This is a genomic window from Streptomyces sp. NPDC001933, assembly GCF_042890955.1.
Lineage (GTDB): Bacteria > Actinomycetota > Actinomycetes > Streptomycetales > Streptomycetaceae > Streptomyces.
Map to the genome: position 1 here is coordinate 46,476 of NZ_JBIASS010000023.1, position 18,675 is coordinate 65,150.

15 protein-coding genes and 6 pseudogenes are annotated in these 18,675 nt (G+C 70.2%); 9 read left to right on the forward strand and 12 right to left on the reverse strand.

What is annotated here, in order from left to right; genetic code table 11:
- The first annotated feature begins 232 nt into the window (after positions 1-232).
- The 7 genes and pseudogenes from ACFYY7_RS37290 (at position 233) to ACFYY7_RS37320 (ending at position 7,345) form a co-directional block, all read left to right on the forward strand.
- Complete coding sequence (locus tag ACFYY7_RS37290; protein WP_388668319.1) at positions 233-1,729, forward strand: PepSY-associated TM helix domain-containing protein; 1,497 nt, start codon at positions 233-235, stop codon at positions 1,727-1,729.
- Positions 1,726-2,385 carry a DUF5134 domain-containing protein gene (locus ACFYY7_RS37295; RefSeq protein ID WP_388668322.1) on the forward strand — a complete coding sequence of 220 codons (660 nt, stop codon included), beginning with the start codon at positions 1,726-1,728 and terminating at the stop codon, positions 2,383-2,385. Before ACFYY7_RS37290 ends, ACFYY7_RS37295 begins: the two co-directional genes overlap by 4 nt.
- Positions 2,386-2,572: 187 nt before the next feature.
- Entirely contained in the window at positions 2,573-2,782 is a 210-nt protein-coding gene (locus tag ACFYY7_RS37300; protein WP_388668325.1) for a hypothetical protein, read from the forward strand.
- Positions 2,782-5,071: pseudogene (locus ACFYY7_RS37305) on the forward strand (heavy metal translocating P-type ATPase). The gene ACFYY7_RS37300 and the pseudogene ACFYY7_RS37305 overlap by 1 nt, the downstream one beginning before the upstream one ends.
- 146 nt (positions 5,072-5,217) lie before the next feature.
- A pseudogene (locus ACFYY7_RS37310) lies at positions 5,218-5,589 on the forward strand (copper chaperone PCu(A)C); the annotation flags it as partial.
- Between the two features lie 136 nt (positions 5,590-5,725).
- Positions 5,726-6,466: a hypothetical protein gene (locus ACFYY7_RS37315; protein WP_388668328.1), complete on the forward strand. Its 741-nt coding sequence runs from the start codon at positions 5,726-5,728 to the stop codon at positions 6,464-6,466.
- A 249-nt stretch (positions 6,467-6,715) separates the two neighbouring features.
- Positions 6,716-7,345: a sigma-70 family RNA polymerase sigma factor gene (locus tag ACFYY7_RS37320; RefSeq protein WP_388668331.1), complete on the forward strand. Its 630-nt coding sequence runs from the start codon at positions 6,716-6,718 to the stop codon at positions 7,343-7,345.
- Positions 7,346-7,716: 371 nt separating this feature from the next.
- Here the strand turns inward: ACFYY7_RS37320 and ACFYY7_RS37325 are convergent, their stop codons facing one another.
- The 6 genes and pseudogenes from ACFYY7_RS37325 to ACFYY7_RS37350 all read right to left on the reverse strand — a co-directional run.
- Positions 7,717-7,935, reverse strand: coding sequence for a hypothetical protein (locus ACFYY7_RS37325; RefSeq protein ID WP_388668334.1), 219 nt, complete (start codon positions 7,933-7,935; stop codon positions 7,717-7,719).
- A 110-nt stretch (positions 7,936-8,045) separates the two neighbouring features.
- Positions 8,046-8,260 (reverse strand): annotated as a pseudogene (locus ACFYY7_RS37330) (ATP-binding protein); the annotation flags it as partial.
- 424 nt (positions 8,261-8,684) lie between these two features.
- Positions 8,685-9,005 carry a hypothetical protein gene (locus ACFYY7_RS37335; protein ID WP_388668337.1) on the reverse strand — a complete coding sequence of 107 codons (321 nt, stop codon included), beginning with the start codon at positions 9,003-9,005 and terminating at the stop codon, positions 8,685-8,687.
- Positions 9,006-9,031: 26 nt separating this feature from the next.
- Positions 9,032-9,895 carry a DUF3592 domain-containing protein gene (locus tag ACFYY7_RS37340; RefSeq protein WP_388668340.1) on the reverse strand — a complete coding sequence of 288 codons (864 nt, stop codon included), beginning with the start codon at positions 9,893-9,895 and terminating at the stop codon, positions 9,032-9,034.
- Between the two features lie 3 nt (positions 9,896-9,898).
- Positions 9,899-10,999 (reverse strand): hypothetical protein, encoded by a 1,101-nt coding sequence (locus ACFYY7_RS37345; protein ID WP_388668343.1) that lies wholly within the window; start codon positions 10,997-10,999, stop codon positions 9,899-9,901.
- Between the two features lie 471 nt (positions 11,000-11,470).
- Positions 11,471-11,657 (reverse strand): annotated as a pseudogene (locus tag ACFYY7_RS37350) (IS701 family transposase); the annotation flags it as partial.
- A 163-nt stretch (positions 11,658-11,820) separates the two neighbouring features.
- On the opposite strand from ACFYY7_RS37350, the gene ACFYY7_RS37355 reads away from it, so the two are divergent.
- Positions 11,821-12,306, forward strand: coding sequence for a hypothetical protein (locus tag ACFYY7_RS37355; protein WP_388668346.1), 486 nt, complete (start codon positions 11,821-11,823; stop codon positions 12,304-12,306).
- Here ACFYY7_RS37355 and ACFYY7_RS37360 read toward each other — a convergent pair.
- Positions 12,269-13,450, reverse strand: coding sequence for a hypothetical protein (locus tag ACFYY7_RS37360; RefSeq protein WP_388668349.1), 1,182 nt, complete (start codon positions 13,448-13,450; stop codon positions 12,269-12,271). The genes ACFYY7_RS37355 and ACFYY7_RS37360 overlap by 38 nt on opposite strands.
- A 102-nt stretch (positions 13,451-13,552) precedes the next feature.
- On the opposite strand from ACFYY7_RS37360, the gene ACFYY7_RS37365 reads away from it, so the two are divergent.
- Positions 13,553-13,711, forward strand: coding sequence for a hypothetical protein (locus ACFYY7_RS37365; RefSeq protein WP_388668351.1), 159 nt, complete (start codon positions 13,553-13,555; stop codon positions 13,709-13,711).
- A gap of 816 nt (positions 13,712-14,527) precedes the next feature.
- On the opposite strand, the gene ACFYY7_RS37370 is transcribed toward ACFYY7_RS37365, so the two are convergent.
- The 5 genes and pseudogenes from ACFYY7_RS37370 to ACFYY7_RS37390 all read right to left on the reverse strand — a co-directional run.
- On the reverse strand, positions 14,528-15,238 hold the full coding sequence (locus ACFYY7_RS37370; RefSeq protein ID WP_388668354.1) for a hypothetical protein: 711 nt from the start codon (positions 15,236-15,238) through the stop codon (positions 14,528-14,530).
- Entirely contained in the window at positions 15,235-15,855 is a 621-nt protein-coding gene (locus ACFYY7_RS37375) for a hypothetical protein (RefSeq protein ID WP_388668423.1), read from the reverse strand. Before ACFYY7_RS37375 ends, ACFYY7_RS37370 begins: the two co-directional genes overlap by 4 nt.
- 1,071 nt (positions 15,856-16,926) lie before the next feature.
- Complete coding sequence (locus ACFYY7_RS37380; RefSeq protein WP_351267202.1) at positions 16,927-17,124, reverse strand: hypothetical protein; 198 nt, start codon at positions 17,122-17,124, stop codon at positions 16,927-16,929.
- A 413-nt stretch (positions 17,125-17,537) separates the two neighbouring features.
- Positions 17,538-18,332: pseudogene (locus ACFYY7_RS37385) on the reverse strand (DUF6919 domain-containing protein).
- Between the two features lie 113 nt (positions 18,333-18,445).
- Positions 18,446-18,640: pseudogene (locus ACFYY7_RS37390) on the reverse strand (hypothetical protein); the annotation flags it as partial.
- Between the last annotated feature and the right edge of the window lie 35 nt (positions 18,641-18,675).

An 18,675-nucleotide genomic window follows, 5' to 3' on the forward strand; every position in this document is an offset into this window, starting at 1 on the left:
AAGTTCCCGGTGGTCGGGGACGTGATGCGGCAACGGCGATTGCCCGGTCGGCGGGCGGGGCGCAAAGCCTGTGCGCACGGAACGAATGGCCCGGCGTGGCTCGTCCGGGCGCGTCGCAGCACCGCACACCTCCTGTGCCGTACATCACACCCTGCGCGCGGGAACTCGCGCACCCCTTGCTCCGACTCCTGTACGTCACCGTTCCCACCGGTCCACGCATGAGGAAGTGTCGATGACCGAGACCACGCCTGCTGCGTCCCCACCGCTCCGGCAACGCCCAGCCGAGGAGAGCGCCCCGGCCGAGGACTTCGCCACTCCCCCGCCGAAGAACAGCGGCACCTGGAGCGGGCTGCGGCCCCTCCTGCTGCGCCTGCACTTCTACGCAGGCATCCTCATCGGCCCGTTCCTGCTCGTCGCCGCCGTCACCGGGCTGCTCTACACCGCCACCCCGCAGATCGAGTCCGTCGTCTACCGCCACGAGCTGAAGGTCACCCCGCACGGCGAGCCGAAGCCGCTCACCGCTCAGGTCGATGCTGCCCGCGAGGCGATACCCGGCGGGCAGCTCGTCTCCGTCACCAAGGGCGCAGGGGACGACGACACGACGCGGGTCACGTTCAACGTCGAGGGATTGCCCGAGGGCTACACACAGACCGCCTTCGTCAATCCGTACGACGCGAAGGTACGCGGCACACTGCGCACCTTCGGCGAGTGGCTGCCGGTGCGGTCCTGGTTCGACGGTCTGCACCGCACCCTGAACCTCGGCGACTTCGGCCGCAACTACAGCGAGATCGCCGCGAGTTGGCTGTGGGTCGAGGTGCTGGGCGGGCTCGCGCTGTGGCTCGGGGCGCCGCGCGGCAGGGAGCGGCTGCGCAAGCTGTTCGTGCCGCGCCGGGGACCGAAGGGGCGCAGGCGCACGCTGTCCTGGCACGGGGCCGTCGGGTTGTGGGTGTCGGCCGGCTTCCTCGCGCTCTCGGCGACCGGGCTGACCTGGTCGGCACACGCGGGCGTGAACATCGGCAGGATCCAGGACTCGCTGGGCGGCGCGACGCCCTCCGTCTCCTCGGCCCTCGGCCACGGCTCTCACGACAGCGGCTCGGCAGGGGCGGACTCGGGTGAATCCCCCGCGGAGTCCTCGGCCGCGCGGATCGATCTCGACGAGGCCGTCCGCATCGCCCGCTCCGAGGGGCTGCGCGGCAAGCTCGTCATCACCGCTCCGGCAGACGCCGAGAGCGCGTACGTCGTCCGCGAGAACACGCGGCACTGGCCGGAGCAGCAGGACTCGGTCGCGATCGACCCGGTCACCGGCAAGGTCACGGACAAGCTGGTGTTCGACGACTTCCCCGTCCTCGCCAAGCTCACCCGATGGGGCATCGACGCCCACATGGGGCTGCTCTTCGGTCTCGCCAACCAGATCGTCCTCGCGCTCATCGCGATCGCACTCATCGGGATGCTCTTCTGGGGCTACCGCATGTGGTGGCTGCGCAGGCCCACCCGGGCGGGCGGGACGCGGTTCGGCCGGCCGCCGGCCCGGGGAGCCTGGCGCCGGGTGCCGGGCAGGGCCATGGCGCCGCTCGTCGTCATGACCGCTGTCCTCGCCTACTGCCTGCCGCTGTTCGGGCTGCCCCTGGTCTGCTTCCTGTTCGGGGACCTGGCGGTCGCGCGGGCACGCCGGTGCGAGCGCGCGCGCACGGACGCGCACGCCGAGACACCGAAGGAGATGGCCCGATGATCGCCGCCACCGGGCTGCGCTGGATTCTGACGCTGCTCTTCTGCGCGCTCGCCGCCTACGGCCTGTGGCGCGCCCTCGCTGCCCGCTCCCACCCGTGGACCGCGCGGCTCGCCCACGCTCTGCACGCGGTCATGGCCCTGGCCATGTTCGCGATGTCCTGGTCCTGGGGCATGGACCTGCCCGGTACGCCGCAGGTGATCTTCTTCTCCGCCGTTGCGGTGTGGTTCGTGCTGGCTGCCCTCGCCCTGCCGAACGGCCCGGAACCTCGGGTGCGCGCCCTTGCGAGCAGCCTGCCGCACGCCGTGATGACCGGCGCGATGGCGTGGATGGTCGCCGCGATGTCGTCGGGCATGTCGATGGGTGCGTCGGGCGCGGCCCAGGCGCACGACATGCCCGGGACGGACATGTCTGCCCCGGGAGCGCTCGCGACGATGACGCTCAGCGGCACCGGCGACCGCTGGAGCGCGGGCCTGCTCGCGCTCGTCCTGTTGGCGCTCGCACTGTGGTGGCTCGCGAAGGGTTTCGACACGGGCCGCGTCCTGCCCCGCACGACGGGCGGCGCGTCCTCGGGCGGGGCGGCGCACGCCGCTTGGGACGTGGGCTGTCACGGGCTGATGGCTCTGGGCATGGCGATGATGTTCGTCGTGATGGGGTGATCCGTGGCGATCGACGTCGGTTGAACGGGTGTCGGGCTCGTGTGGTCCCAGGGGCGTGATGCTGCTGGGACCACACGCCACAAGCGTCCGTTGTGTGACGCACACCACTTGAGCGCGGGGGAACTCGCGGCCCGGTGCGGCCGACCTCTGGTCCGTACGACCCGCACTCTCGCCCGGAGTCTCCCTCATGGACCACTCGGTGACGCCTTCTCCCGGACGGCGTTCCACCCCCGTGCCGTACGCGCGGCTCGGGGGTTTCCTGCTTCTGCTCGTCGCGCTCTTCGCCGTCTCGTACGGGGTGGGACACCTCGCCGGGCCGGTCGCCCCCGACATGCGGGGAGTCTCGCACCAGGATGACGACCCGGGCTCGCACGACATGGGCGGGATGGGCCACTGATGAGCCGGGAAACCGCCCCGCACACCCTCGTCACGACTGATCTGGTCGTCGGTGGCATGACGTGCGCGGCCTGTGTACGCAGGGTCGAGAAGAAGATCGGTGCCCTGGAGGGTGTGCGCGTCACCGTCAACCTCGTGACCGGTACGGCCCGTATCGAGCATCCTGCGGATCTCGGTACGGACACGCTCGTCGCCGCCGTCGAAGAAGGCGGGTACACCGCCCGTCTACCCGAGTCGCACGCGTCCGGCGGGGACCAGGACGCCGAGGAGGCCGAGGCCGGCGCCCCGCAGCGGCTCCTGGTGACCGCGCTGCTCGCCGTCCCCGTCCTCGTCCTGTCGATGGTGCCCTCGCTCCAGTTCCGCAACTGGCAGTGGCTGTGCTTCGTCCTCGCCGCACCCGTCGCCTTCTGGAGCGCGTGGCCCTTCCACGAGCGGGCCCGGCGCGGGCTGCGGCACGGCGCGGCGACGATGGACACGCTCGTCTCGCTCGGCGTCCTCGCCTCTTTCGGCTGGTCCTCGTACGCGCTCTTTCTCGGCGGTGCCGGCGCCCCCGGCATGCGGATGCCCTTGACGCTGATGCCCACTGCGTCGGACGGGACGGCGCACGTCTATCTCGAAGCGGCGGTCGCCGTCCCGCTCTTCGTCCTCCTCGGCCGTCACCTGGAGGCCCGTGCCCGGCGCGGTACCTCGGCCGCCCTGCGCGCGCTCGCCGAACTCGGCGTGAAGGAAGTGACGGTGCGGGACGGGGCCGTGGAGCGCACCATCCCGGCCGCGCACCTCACGGTGGGCCGGGTCTTCCTCGTACGGCCCGGGGAACGGGTCGCGACGGACGGCGAGGTCGTGGAGGGCACGTCCGCCGTGGACCTGTCCCTCGTGACCGGTGAGACGCGCCCCGTGGAGGTCGCGGCCGGGTCCGCCGTCACGGGCGGCTCGGTCAACGCGGGCGGGCTCCTGCTCGTCCGCGCGACGGCCGTCGGTGCCGGCACCCAGCTCGCCCGCATCACGGCTCTCGTCACCGAGGCCCAGGCCGGGAAGGCCCGCGCCCAGCGGCTCGCCGACACCGTGGCCGGGGTCTTCGTACCCGTCGTGCTCACCCTCGCGGTCACTGTGCTCGGCTTCTGGCTCGGCGCGGGCGCGGACCCGCAGCCGGCCGTCACCGTCTGCGTCGCCGTCCTCGTCGTCGCCTGCCCCTGCGCACTCGGCCTCGCGACCCCCACCGCCCTCATGGCAGCCACCGGCCGAGGCGCCCAGCTCGGTGTCCTCGTCAAGGGACCGCAAGCCCTCGAAGCCCTCCGGCAGATCGACACGGTCGTCCTCGACAAGACGGGCACCCTCACCTCGGGCCACCTCACCGTCGCCGCCCTCACCACACGCGCGGGAGGCCCCGGTGCACAGGAGGTGCTGCGGCTTGCGGCGACCGTCGAGACCGGCTCCGAGCACCCGCTCGGCCGGGCCCTCGTCCTCCACGCGTACCACGCCCTCGCCGAGGGTGCGGTACGGCCCGACGCGCTCAGCGGTTTCACGGCGACACCCGGCAACGGCGTGCGCGGACACGTGGACGGCCGACTCGTCGAAGTCGGTGCCCCCGAGGGTGAGCTGCCCGAAGAACTGGGCGCGGCCCTCGCCACCGCCCTGGAAGCCGCCCATACCCCCGTCCTGGTACGCGTCGACGGGCGGCCCGAGGCCGTCCTCGCGCTCGGTGACGTCGTACGTCCCGGCAGCTACCACGCCGTGGACCGGCTCCGTCGCCTCGGCGTGCACCCCGTCCTCGCGACCGGGGACCAGGAGGAGCCCGCGCGGGCCGTCGCCGCCGCGCTCGGCATCGACGAGACGTACTCCCGCTGCACCCCCGAGCGCAAGGCGGAGCTCGTCCGCGCGCTGCGCGCGGAGGGGAAGCGGGTCGCGGTGGTGGGGGGACGGCGTCAACGACGCGGCGGCACTCGCCGGGGCCGACCTCGGCATCGCGATGGGCACCGGCACCGATGTCGCCATCGGCGCCGCCGACGTCACCCTCGTCCGCGAGGACATCGAAGCCCTCGCCGACGCCGTACGCCTCGCCCGCCGCACCCTCGCCACCATCCGTGGCAACCTGCTGTGGGCCTTCGGCTACAACGCCGTCACCGTCCCGCTCGCCATGGTGGGCCTGCTCAACCCGATGCTCGCAGCCGCCGCGATGTCCCTGAGCTCGGTCCTCGTCGTCCTCGGCAGCCTCCGCCTGCGCCGCTGGCAGCCGGCTGCGGCGGCGGCAGTCGCGCGGCGCTGGCGCCCCTCCTCCAGGGTGGCCTTCTGATGCCTGTTCTCTCCGCGCGCCTGCGTGCCCCGGCCACCGCCGTCGGCGTTCCCGTCCTCGCCTGCGCCCTCGCTCTCGCCGGACTCGGCGTCTGGACGGCGAACGGACATGCCGGGAGCCCCCCGCATGTGGCCGTCACGAGGGCCTACGTCTACCAGTCGTCCGGCTCGACGCCGGAAACCGCCGCCTTCTTCACCCTCACCAACGACGGCGGCTCCGCCGACCGGCTCGTGGGGGTCAACTCGCCCGACACCACCGCGCCTCCCGCGCTGAGCGAACACCGCATGACGTCCTCCGGCGCCGCCTACCGGCAGCTGGTGGACTCCGTCATCGTCCCGGCCGGGGACGGGCTCACGATGGCCCCGCACGGAATCGACGTGACCGTACGGCCGAAGGGGACGTGGCGGCCCGGCGAGGAGGTCTCCTTCACGCTGCGCTTCGCCGACGGGAAGCCGTTGAAGGTCCGGGCGGTGGTGGTTCGGCCGGGTACGGAGACGGACCGCCCTCTTGGCCCGTAGCCCCATGTCCCACACCGCCGCCTGTTCCCGCCGCATATGCCGGAACTCCGCTCCAGCAGGCACCTTTACGGCATTGAGGGCAAACAAGCGGTCCTGCCATGTCGCCCGACCCCCCGCGATGGGAGCATGAGGCGCCATGGAAGCGGGACCGGTCGGACGCGCGATGAGGGCGGCGATGTTCGCCGCCGTCTCCGTCACGCTCGCCGCGACCGGACACGTCCTCATGTCCGAGGCCCCGATTCCCTTCTGGGTGCTGGCCACCGGCTTCCTCGCGCTCGCGGTCCCCGGCTGGTGGTTCGCCGCCCGTGAGCGCGGCCCCTGGCTGGTCACGGGCCTCGCCGTCGTGACCCAGGGCGTGCTGCACAACGCCTTCGCCGCCGCGCAGTCCGCCCTCGGAACAGCCGGGGGTACGGCCACGCAGACCGTCGCCGGAGCAAGCACGGCGCCGACGGACACCATGACGTCCATGCACCACATGGCAGGCATGGGCCACTCGGCCGCGAGCGGCGCGATGACCGGCATGGAACACATGGCCGGCATGGATCACGCCTCCGCCATGGGCCACATGGGCTCGATGGCCCATATGGGCCACGACATGGCCGGGATGTCCTCGGCAGGGATGCTTGCCGCGCACGTCCTCGCCGCCCTCGTCTGCGGCGTGTGGCTGGCCCGCGGCGAACACGCCGCCTTCCAGATCCTGCGCGCGGTCGCGGGCTGGCTGCTCGCTCCCCTCCGCCCCCTCCTCACAGCGCCGTTGCCGTCCCCGCGCCGCCGCCTGCGCCCGCACCGGGGCCTGAGCGACCGGCTGCCGCTGGGCCTGCGGTGCGCTCGCGCGCGGGACCGGCGCGGGCCGCCCGGGGTGCTTGCCGCGTTCTGAGGACGCGGCAGGCATTTCCGGAGGACGTACACCCCTGGCCCGCGACCGGTCACCGACCGGCCCGCCACCGTACCCGCGCGCAGCGGGAGTCCTCCGGCACACCCGGCCCCGAAGGGCCCGGGTGCCCCATTCACCGGAGACCCGGATCCGTCCCGTACGCCGCCACGCGCGCCGTGGCCGCGGTGCGCAACCATGCGCCGTCACCGGACGCCCGGGGGCCGGACCGATCCGTGAAGGACACACCTGGCGATGAACACCACACTGCCCGCCCCGCGCGGGTCACAGTGCGCCTCCGTCCCGCGTGACAGGACTGCGGAGGACGCCGTCTCGACCGGCTGGGCGCTCGCCGCCCGCGCCGGGGACCGCGAGGCAGCCGACGCCTTCGTACGGGCCCTGCACCGCGACGTCGTGCGGTACGTGGCCCATCTGTCTGCCGATCCGCAGGCCGCCGAGGACCTCGCGCAGGACACGTTCCTGCGCGCGTTGCGCACCCTGCACCGCTTCGAGGGCCGCTCCTCGGCCCGTGCCTGGCTCCTCACCATCGCGCGCCGCGCCGTCGTCGACGACTTCCGCAGGGCCGCCGCGCGTCCTCTGCTCGCCGACACCGACGACTGGCGCGCGACCGTCGAGCGCGGCCAGCCGACAGGGCTGCCCGGCTTCGAGGAAGGAGTGGCGCTCCAGGAGCTCCTGGCCGCGCTCCCGTACGACCGCCGACAGGCGTTCGTCCTCACCCAGTTGCTCGGGCTCTCCTACGCCGAGGCCGCCCGCGCAGCGGGCTGCCCGGTGGGCACGGTCCGCTCCCGAGTGGCCCGCGCGCGTACCGCCCTGACCGCACAATTGGAGCGCGGTGAAGCGGAGGCCCTGGCCCAGGCCGCCTAGCGCGCACCGGGGCCGCTCCCGCGTTGGGGCGGCCCCGGTCCCGCCGCACGCGAAAAGACGCGCACCCCGGCGGATTCCCTGACGGCCTCCATGGGAGCCAAAGCCCACTACCGGCGCCGACGCCACGAGCACTCGGCCTTCTGGCCTCGGGCGCCCCGGCGGCGCCTGTTGAAGCGACGGGACGAACGTTTCACGTCCTCATCATCATGGCCGGAGCCGGTGCAGCTGTCACTCAGTGTGCATAGAGCACGGAAGTCGAGCCAGAGCCCGAGAAGTTACGGCACTGCCTGGGCGGCTGGCCGTCGAGGCACGTTCTGAGCATGTGGCTGCGTGGCTCGCCCGGTGCTAATGAGATCAGCGCGGCTGAGCGGTCACGGGGATGGCCTCTTCGATCCGAGGGTGATGCCGATCAGTCCGCCGACGGCTGCGCCGAGCCATGGACCGAGATAGGCGAGAGAGGCGGCATCGGCGTTCCAAGCGCGGACGATCATGATGACCAGACCGAGCAGAATCGACTGCGCAATCAGATAGACCAAGATCTTTCGTCGTGCGGTCCAGCCTCGCATGTGCTCTACGAGTTGCTGCCTCATCAAGCCCCCTGACCGTCGGAACGACGTGGACGATGGTAGAGCTCGCAGAGCACAGGCGACGCGTTCCTGCCCTGATCCGCCGGACCTGCAGGCGATCATTCGGCCGTATGTCAGCTGGCCTTGACTGGTTCCTCGGCTCGGGCTCGGGTGCTGGCGAGCCGGTAGGAGTCGGTGCCGGTTTCGATGATGGTGCCGTTGAAGGTGAGGCGGTCGACGATGGCCGCGCAGAGGCGGGGGCGGTGAAGGTCTTGGTCCAGCCGCCGAAGGACTCGTTGGAGGCGATGGCGACGCTGTTCTTCTCCTCCCGTTCGGTCAGGACCTGGAAGAAGGGCAAGCGGGCAGGGAAAATCGGGACGGGGAGCCGGTGCTTGGGGCAGCCGGAGTCAAGGCCATAGCCGTCGACTGCCCGGCTTCGACTCCACGAGGCGATCGGGCGGTCGGCCAGGTGGGCGAGCTCGGTGAAGAAGTCGCGGTAGAGGGGTTCGTCGGCGGCCGGGATCTCGTGCCGGAAGAACACCGGTCCGGAGTTCGGCACGCACCCGTAGACCGGCTCGCCCAGATCCTCGGCAATCCCGAAGCACAGCCGGGTCCGGCCCCCTTGACGCGCCTCGGCGTACACCGTCACCCAGGCCAGCGGGTAGCGGTACGGCCCGATGACGTTACTGCGCCGGAAGACCTCGACGGTCCCCCGGTCGACCTGGATGTACAGACGGTCGTGCTGGAAGACCTTCGGCTCCGCCGCTTCCGTCTCAGACCACCCTCCGGTCGGCTAGCGCGGCCACCTCGGTGAAGTACGCACGGAACAACGGCTCGTCGCCGGGCGGTACCCGGAACGCGGGCGAGGTGCTGTACCAGAAGGCGGCCCGGTCGGTGCCGTAGAGCACGGCGTTCGGATCGCGTACGGTGCCAATGAACAACTGGCCGGACCGGGCGGGCTTCTTGTAGTGCACCAGTGCCCCGAGCCACCGCAGCGGCACCCGGAGCTCGGATCTGCCCATGTTGAACAGTTCGAACACCCCCCGGTCCACGCGCAGATGCAGGTTCTCGTAGTCGAACGTCAGCGGCTCCATGGCGGGAAGACAGCCCGGCTCCCGGGTCACAGCGCGACCACCCCCACCACGGCTGCCGCCACCACGACCAGCACACCAACCACGTTGACGGCCATGTCCCGCTTCCAGGAGCGGCGTTCGGCCTCGACGTCCAGGACGAAGAGGGCCGGGTCGTCGGGGGCGTAGTGGATCGTGAGGTCCAGGTCCCGTGATCCGGCGGGGTCCAGTATTCCGGACTCGCAGTAGGCCGTGACCTCCCTGCCGTCGAGGGTGGTGAAGGTGACGACCGGCATCAGGTTGGTCAGGGTGTGGCCGTCGTTGGAGTCGACGGTGACACTCTTGAGGACGGCGACGACACGGCCGGGTACGGCGGCCATGGCGGCCAGTTGGTCGATACGGCCGTTCCTGTCGCGGATGTTCCCGGGCAGGTGGTACAGGCCGGAGAGGGCCCAGGGCCCGCAGAAGCCGAGCAGCGCCCACGGCCAGCCCCAGTCGATCGCGGCAACGGCGACCAGACCGGCGTAGACGAGGAAGAGCGCGAAGTTCGCCCAGCCGAGGCCGCGCCCTCCTTCGGAGAGGTGGTTGGCGAACCGGAAGGCGTGAGGTCTCCCGCGCGGATAGTGGACGCCGATCTCCCGGCCCGTCCAGGCCACGCTGATCCTCTCGCCGCGCTCACCCTCGTTGGTGACGGTGAACTCCTGCCCGGTGGAAGGGTCCTGGAAGGAGACGACTACGGCTATCCCGTCGCTCGGGGAGCTTCCGTGCCGGGGCTCGTCCACCCGCTCGATCCGTCCCGTCGCCCGGACCGTCCGCTGCGCCCGGGTCATCCCGGCCAGCGACCTCCCGTATCCGACCAGCGCCCACGCGCCGAACACCCCGCACCACAGCGCCAGATACACATGCCAGTCCATGGATCAGCCTCCTGCCGAGACGCGCCGTACGACCTTGCCCTGCCCATCCGCCTCCAGATAGGCAGTGCCTTCGGTGCCGGTCACGGAGACCCTGAGGGCCACCCTGCCGGTGAGGCGGTCGGCGGTGAGCTGCCAGGTGCGCGGGGAGCCGATGCCGAGCGTGGTCGTGGCCTCCTTCACCAGGGCGGAAACACGGTCGTACGGCAGGGAATCCAGGTCGAGTCGGGAGGCCGCCTGGGTGCCGGTGGGGGCGAAGACGACCGTCAGCAGGCGTTCCTGTACGACGACGGTGAGCGCCCGCTGCTTGTCCTCGCCCTTGGCGAGCGCGGCGACGGAACGGCCCAACCTGCCCTCGTCCAGGAAGGATTGGCCAGGTCCGAGGGCCACCGTGCCGGACGCCGACGACACGGTGGTCGTGGACGACGAGGAGGTGCTGGAGGAGGAGACCGACGGCCGCGCGGTGTCGGTGTCGTCCTGGTCGAACAGGTCCGCGCGGAACAACAGGACGACCAGGGCCGCGCCGAGCAGCAGACCGAGGGACCCGACCAGGGTGGCACCGCAGCCTTCCAAGGGGTCGCTCGCCCGGGCCGGTCCGGGTGCCGAGTCGAGGCGGGCCGAGGCGGCCCGTTCCTCCCAGTCCGGTGTCGGTCGTTTGACGATCCTCACCTTCAGCGGCCGGTCCGGCGGGTACTGGACGACCAGGATGCTGCGCGGCCGGTAGTCGGGCAGGTCGGCGAGGTTGATGTCCTGCGTGAACTCGACGCGGTACGCCGGTGCGTCGTCCGGTGCGACGGTGAGGTCGAACTTCACCGGTATGTCGCTCGTCTCACCCCCGACGGCCTCCAGGCTCTCGATCATCGCGAGGGCCGAGTGCGGCGGGATCGCCGCTTCCCGGGCGCGCCTCGGCATGCCGGCGAGGTAGCGGATCAGGACGTAGACCGCGAGCAGGAACACTCCCCCGACGATCAGCGGCTCGTTCTCAATGACGATCCCGACGACGACGGCCGCCAGGGACGCCCCCGTCACGCCGCCCGTGAGGAACCCCCGGGCGAGCGCGACGGGCCTGTTGTGCGTGGGCGGCGCAGCGCTCGTGGTGATCGTCATACGGGCGATTGTGCTGGGCTCAGGTGACGTCCGCTAGACCTCAGTATGATCTTCCGGCAGGTACCGGCGCTGAGGTGGTGCTGCACGGCACTGAGTTCGCCCGGTGTCGGAGTGGCCAGTGCCGGCCGGAGCGCTCGCGGTCGATACGGACCGGTGGCGAACGCGTCCGCCCCAAGTACCTCTTTCCCGCCCGCGCGTTGGAGTGCGGGCAGCTCATTCCCTGGGACGGAAGGACGGATCGTGACGGTCCCGCCCCGGTCCGCGGTCGGCGTCGGCTGTCGCTGGGCGCAAGCAGGCTGGTGGCCTCGGCAATCGCCTCCGCCGAGGGATGGAAGTAACGGCGCACAATGGCCTCGGAGTACAGCCGCCCTGCCGGTCCCATCAGGTGACGAGGCCGTGGACGAGGTGGTCGATGACCCGGCAGGTGACGACGGTGTCGTGCCGGGTGGTGGCCATGACGTGAAAAACATTCGCCCTTCCGGCTCGGTCCGCCGGCATCCAGCCGTTCTTCCGCTCCTCCAGCCGAGCGAGCAGTCCCCGCATGTACGCGAGCACCGACTCACGCGGATCAGACCTGGCGAAACGGTGCACGAAACCGCTCGTGCAAAGAACTCAGTTCACCCGCCCACGACCGGGCATCAGATAGGTCCCCACCCATGAGCACACCAACGACTGACCTGCCCAACCTTCACCACAAACACCGTTGCAGTACCAGAACGTCGCCCGATATGGCTGGGGAGCTGTGCGGGTTCGGATCTGTGTCGGGACGAACGGAACGCAAGCGGGGTGGCCCAACCGCCGCGTCCCGGCAGACTATTCGAGTGACCTTTCGATTGATGCCCGGCACCGGGCTCGTCCTCCCAGCGAACGCAGGCGTCCTGCGATTCGGCATGACCGAGCATGCGGCACAGTGGACGGCGTCAACTCTGGCGGACATCCGCGCCGGCGGGTGGATGTGCGGAGCGCACTGGACCTTCTTCTTCGTTCACTGCGACATCCTGGTCACGGCCTATGCCTGCACGGCTTGTGCCGATCAGATCATGGGGCACTTGATCGTCGAGCGGACCGAGCGCGTCCCGGACCGGGCCGCCGACGTTCCGGTCGCCTTCGGCGACTTCGACCTCTTCGGCTACCCCATCCATGAACTGACCGAGGTCCTCGACCCGTCGGACCGCAAACTCCTACTGTCCGCAGACGTCAACCCTCAGAGTACGCACTACCTGTCCGCCGTACGCCTCGACGCCTGTGAAAGCGACCGCCGCCAGGTCGTCAGCTCGGGCTCTGGGTCCGGCGACGGCGCACGATGAAGAGCATGCCCGCGCCCGTGGCCACCGCTGCGGCAGCCGCGCCCGTGATCGGCAGCGTCGAGGAGCCGGTTTCTGCCAGGGTGCCTCCGTTCGTCGTGGTCCCGTCGTCGCCGGCCGTCGACGACCCGTCGGCCGAGCCACCCGAGACATTGGCTGAGCCGCCCGTCGAGCCAGTCGGCTCCCCACCCGTGACGTCCAGCGTGATGTCGGCCTTGTCGTTGGCCTTGTTGGGGTCGAATGGCCGCGCCTCGGTGCTCAGGGCCACCTGGCCCTCGGCGTTCGCCACCCGCTTGTCGATCTTCAGCTCGAAGGTGTAGGTCTCTTGGCTGCCCTCGTTCAGCGACCGCATGCCGCAGACGTACGCCTTCCCCTTGGCCTGGCAGAACTGGCCGCGCTTGACGACCGACGTTCCGGCGGGAGGCGTGATCGTGACGCTGACGGACCGTTCCCCCTGTTTGGTCAGGATCCAGGCGGGCCCGGCGTTGACGAACTTCACCTTCATCTTCACCGTGTCACCGACGCTTCCCTTCAGCGCGGCACCCGTCACCTGGTAGTCGGCCGTGTTGACGGAGCTGACGGGCACATTGACAACTCGTGCGGTCCCCTCGCTCCCGGCCTGTCCCTCGACCAGTTTCACCGCCGGCGCGGTTCCCGCCACCGGCTGGGTGCCGTTCTCGTCCGCTCCGGGATCGACGTCCCAGACATTCACCCGCAGCTCGTCGTTGAGCGCGCGGTCCAGTGCCTCGACGCGGAGAGGCCTCTCGGGCGTGTAAACGGTGCCCGGCTCCACCACTTGGTCGAACGCACACACCGCGATCCATCTCTCGGGCATCTCGTCGTAGGACCGGACCTGCTGTGTCCGGCAGTTGGAGGGAACCTCCGCGAAGTCGAGTCCCCGGGTGACGCCGTAGGAGACCCACACCTTCTCGGCGGCCCTGGTGCCCTTGTTCGCCACGGTTGCCGACAGATCGAAGCTGCTCCCAGGTTTCACCCCGTTGACCGGCTCGATGCCCCCGATGACCAACTCGGGTGCGGTTTCATCGCCGAAGGCGGCAGGAGCCGCAGCCAGTGCGATCAGGCCGGCAGCGCTGAGGGTGGCAGCAACGGCACGGGAGGCGCGACGGTTGTGCACGGGAATCGGCATTGGAGAGATCCTCTGCTGGGACGCGGGAAAACGGGCGGTGCCTTCCAGGAGAAAGGTTTCCGGTCACTAGACTCTTATCGAACTCGAACGGTTGCGTGGCCGGTGCCTCTCCGCCTTGCGATCGCATCCACCGGATGCCGTGAGCCCCGGCCCGATGTCGACACCGACCACCAGCGCGAGTCCGGAAGTGCGCTTCCCCCTTACCTCGAGGCGATCGCCGAGGTCACCAGCCTGCTCGCCCCCGGCGACAACCGGCGCTGATCGTCAAGTGCCGGCAAGACGCCAGAGCGAAGTGACCTCAGCGGCACGGGCGGCGTGGAGGGGATCCGCGGTGTCCCCCGCTCGTGGATGCCGCGGCCGAATGTCGGTGAAGATCGCGCATCCGGCGAACGGGGAGCAGCCAGACCTTGTGGTGGTCACGGAAGCGGCCGCACTCCACCTCGGAAGGCCGTGTGGACTCACGTCCAGACCGCCTACGAACAGATCCATGCCGCCTGGGCCACAGCCGGGATCCACTGACCGTCACCGTGCACCCGGCCCGGCCGCCGGCAGGGGGTGATCCGAGTGGGCGGCGGGGGCCGGAGTTCGGTCAGCGCCGAGCGGACCTCGACCAGCGCGGGATACGCGGGTGATCGACGGAAGCGGGCGGCCCGGAGAGGCGGGCCATCGTTACGGCTGGGCGTGATCAGCCAAGGAAGGGTCGGCCATCAACGGCGCGCTCACCGCTGCGGGATGGGTGACGGCGCCGAGTGGGGCCGGTCAGGCCCGGGAAGTAGCCCTGCCAGGACGCGGTCTCTACTGCTCACAGCGCGGTGCTGGCAGCGGCCAGCACGAGCAGAGCGAGCGCGGCAAGGATGAGGCGGACTGCATGCCGCAGGTAGCCGCATTTACGGACCACGAAGCTGGCAGTTCCTTGTCGGCGAGGCTGGCGATTCCGGCGAGCACGACACCGTTGAAGGCCAGCAACAAGGAGGCCTTGGTGTCCGTGCGGGCGAAAACGTGCGGGTTCCCGGAATCCTGAGCGTTGGGGCGGAACCTGTATGTCAGCTGATGGCTGTGGTGGTCCTGCGCGTGGGTTCACCGTGGTTCACGGGCTTTGGCTTCCCGAGCGTTCGCCGTGCCGCATCCGAGTGGCTGTCTCGCAGGCCGGTGTGGGTTCAGCATGCCGTCATCGCTCATGTGCGCCCGCTGCCAGATCTCCTTCCAGCCGTACGGGAGCTCCGACACGAGCCGGTGCCGCTGCCCGCACGGACACGGCGACGGCGCCCACGCACACCCACGGCACAGCTCGACCCAGCCATGCCCGGTCGAGTTCGGCTCCAGCGGTCCCTCGTCCCCGCAAGCCGGGCAGCCGGGCAGATCTGCGCCGTCCAGAAGCGCGTTCTGCCGCCGGACGTACTCGGACAGTCGCAGCGACGGGTGGCGAAACGGATCTTCGAACCAGGCACGGTCCGGGCTCTCCCACCAGCTCCGCAGCCACCACGGCCGAGGGTTCGGTACAGCCCGCCGCCCGGCCTGCTTCTCCGCCCGACGCTGCACGGCGTACTCCTCTGCCCGCACGAGCCACAGCACCCGCGCCTCGTGCAGTTCCTCCACCGCCCGCGCCAGCGCGTCCGGGTCCGCCTCCAGCCGCCGGGGGATCGCGGCGCTGAGCGTGAGGTGGTGGTACGTAGCCCGCAGGCCGTAAGGAGCAAAGACGGTGAGGCAGGTACGCAGCGCGCTGTGCCGCCGGTGGAGGGGGAGCCGGGCGTCGTGCACGCGCGCCCGGTGGGTCAGGAAGCTGGTCACTCTGTGAGCTCTAGGTCCAGTGCCCGGGCCAAGGCGGCCGTGACGGCGGCGGCGTGTGTCGGCAGGTGTTGTTCGGCCCAGGTTCCGGCGAGGCTGAGGAAGTCCCGCAAGTCCGCCTGGGCACCGGTGACGAGCGCACGCACCTGGTCCACCGGAAGCTCGATCACCGGGCTGCCATCCTTCGCGTGGGCGTCGAGAGTCAGCCGCACGGTGTCGCCGACACGTTCGGCCGCCGAGGACGGGTCGTGGCCGAAGTAGGAGCAGCCGGTGCCGTCCAGCACCTCCCGCCAGTCCCGCCAGGTCTCCAGGCCGTTGCAGCAGCCCGGCTCGACGAAGACGGTGTCGGTGGCTATGTCGGTCACCCGGAACCCGCCGGCGGCGAACAGGTCGGGCATGGTGAGCAGCCCGTGCAGGAACGCGCCGAGCGGGTCGGTCGGGCACGGCCCGTGCTCCTCCTCCGGCTCGAAGTCGTTGCAGTCGGCGATCCGCATAACCGCCGTGCCGACCTCCGCCGGAGTCAGCTCCCCGTCCAGGACGAGGTAGCCGTACGACTCGTGCTCGCCAACCGGCCAAAGCGCGAAGTCGTCGGCAGCGAAGATCTCCAGAACGGGTTGCATCACAATCACACAGTGATGATGCCGGACCCGCTGCCACTCCCTCAGCCTCACGAGCCTCCCACACACACCAAACACCCGTCCGCCACCGCCCCGGTGTCCGCTTTCAGTTGGCTGGGAGCGCAGGCCGAGAACCTCCTCACCTGGTCCGTGCCGCGCATCGCGCAGAGCACCGGCCTCCGTGAGCGCTGGCGGGAGGCGTCCGCCCGGCCCGGTGGGGCTCCTGGCCCGATACTGGCTGGAAGGTGCCTGTGGACTCACCTGACCGCGTTCTACTCGCGCCTCCACTGGCGCGGTCTCATCGTGCGACGTTCAGCCGGTCCCGGGCACGGCTCCACCTCTGGGTTCCACTCATCGCCGGAGTCTCCGGTCGAGCGCCCACCCGACGGGCCTCCCGAACATCCACATCGCGCTCTCCAGCGCTGACGTGCCCCGGTGCACCGAGTCCACGACAACCTCCCGGAGCATGCCGTGCTCCTCGGCGCCCACGCGGGCCAGCAGGCTGAGTGCGGTTCCGAGCCGTACGCCAGCAGCAGGATCGGCCAGCCCGAGCCTCAGCCACTCCGCGACGTACAGGGGGAGCGTGCGGAGCCCGTTCGCAGCTCGCCTCTGCGGGAAATCCGTGCATCTGTCCCACACCGAGGTGCCGAGCAGGCGGAGGCGAGCCGATCTGCGGCGAAGGAATCGGCTGCCGAGCCATGTCCTCTCCGCGCAAGCGGAGGTGAGCCGTCGTACACCGCGACCGGTTGGCACGCCCGGCACTCATCTGCCCGAGCTATCCGCAGCTCATCGTAGGTAGCGGCAGTCACAAGGGAGCGAAGATCTCCTGTACTGGCGGATCGTCGTTCTTCCTTGCCATCAGGTGCGAGACGCCGGGTGCCGCGAAGTACAGGTACTGGCACTAGGGAAACTGGGCTGCCTCCGGCGGCACTTCAACGACCTGGTGCGACCTCAACGCGAAGGTCATCGCAACTGAGCCAGGCACGTCATAAGCCTCCTGTGAAGGCTCTGGAAGTCGCGCGAAACCAAGTGAGGCCCGCACCGTGTGGTGTCGGGCCTCACTCTTACGACCGGTCAGTACCGGGCGATCAGCCAGGCGATGACCAGGCCGGTCGCGAAGTCGCCGAGCCGGTACGCCACGCCGCACATGAAACTTGTGTGGACACTCTGTCCACGGCTGACCAGCCATTTCCGCAGGTGACGGGCAACTGGTCCACGTCCTCTGTCCACGCCGAAGCTGTGCTCGGGAGGTGGTTTCGCGTTACTCTGCATCCGGAGTCCTTCCGTCTTGCTGATGCTTGGACGCCGCGCAAGGAGCCCCCTCGACCCATGGCCTAGGAAACCGCGTCGAGGAAGCGGGGCTCCTTTTGCGTTGATGAGGAGTGTAGTTGGACGGTGCGTCAGACCAGCGACCCTGCAAGGGGACTTGACAACACCAGGGGGAAATTCATGACATTCTAGTACAACATTGGCTGGATTCTCTGACACTGGGCATCACTAGATCTTTCGAGACTTTCCAAGACTTCCCGAGGCCCAGGAAATCGGCAGTGGCTCCCATCACATTTCCGTGCCGCAGCTCTCGCGAAGGGCGTGTCGTGGCACGCGTCGGCCCCCACCAGCCGGGGGTGCTGGTGGGGGCCGAGGTGGCTTGAGCGGGTCGGGGGATGTGCCTACTCAAGCTCGGGTCATAGGGCCTGGTGCCCGGGTTTCCGGGGGTTATGCGGTGTGGCACGGCCTGGCCGGGGAGTGGGCGCGGGGACACCGGGGCTCCCTGGCCGGCCGTGCAAGTCAATCGTGGCGCATGGGTGGGGGTTTGTCCGGGCTGCTACTCCCCCCTGGGAGCCGATGTCGGTGCAGCCGCACGTCCGGCGCACAAAACGGGGCGCGGGTGCCGGCGGGGGCGGGACCGGCCGGGTGACGACCTGCTCGAGAACCTTCCAAAGCCGCGCGTGCGGGCCGTACTCGCGATCAGTGATCGTCACGTAGTTGGCTTCGGCGATCGCGTCGACTGCCTCCGGGGCACAACCGCGCCACATGAAGCGCAGGTCGCCGATGCTCAGGGGCGTGCCGAATTCCGTGTTCGGCTCGCCAACCCGGGTGGTGACGGTGCTGGCGCTACTACCCCAGGTGTCCAGCAGGCTGTGAAGCCGTACGTCGGTCCCCGCCTTCGCTGCCGCGTCGGTCAGCGCGAGGAGCAGTGCGCGGTCGGCGATGAACCCCTCAACCGCGGCGCGCTGCCCTCATGCCTTGCCGTCGAAGTCTTCGCTGGAGAAGCCCGGCTGGCTGCCGATGGTCAGGTATCCGGCACGGTCGACGGCGGCGAGCACTCCGGTCCAGGGCAGGGTCTCCTCGTCCGGGCCGCAGCGGGGCCGGTAGCCGGGCCAGCTGCCGATCTCGCCCTCCAGCCATAGGGCCATCAGCTCGCCGAGTTCGGCAATGGTCCGGGCGGAACGCCAGCGGCGCCGGTCGGAACGGGTCATCCACGGCAGGATCGGCGTGATCAATCTCCAGGACGGTTGGCAGAGTGATGCGGTACAGCGGTTCGCCTGCGGTCGCGGGCGGCGCGCAGAGGGTGAGTGGTCACGACAGAGGGTCACTGGCCTGCGTGTGAGGCACGACGGATGGTCAAGTCGATGAGAGCGAGAGCGTCTGTGGCGGTGCGGCCGGGGGCCCTGTTCCAGGAGCCGATTAGCCCAATCCATCCCTGTGCGCGGAGTTCGGTGAGGATCCAGGCGCCGGCCCGGTTCATGGTGTCGATGGAGCCATAGCCGAGACGGTGTGCGGTGAGGGGCCCGTAACGGGCCTGGTGAAGGGATCGTTGGG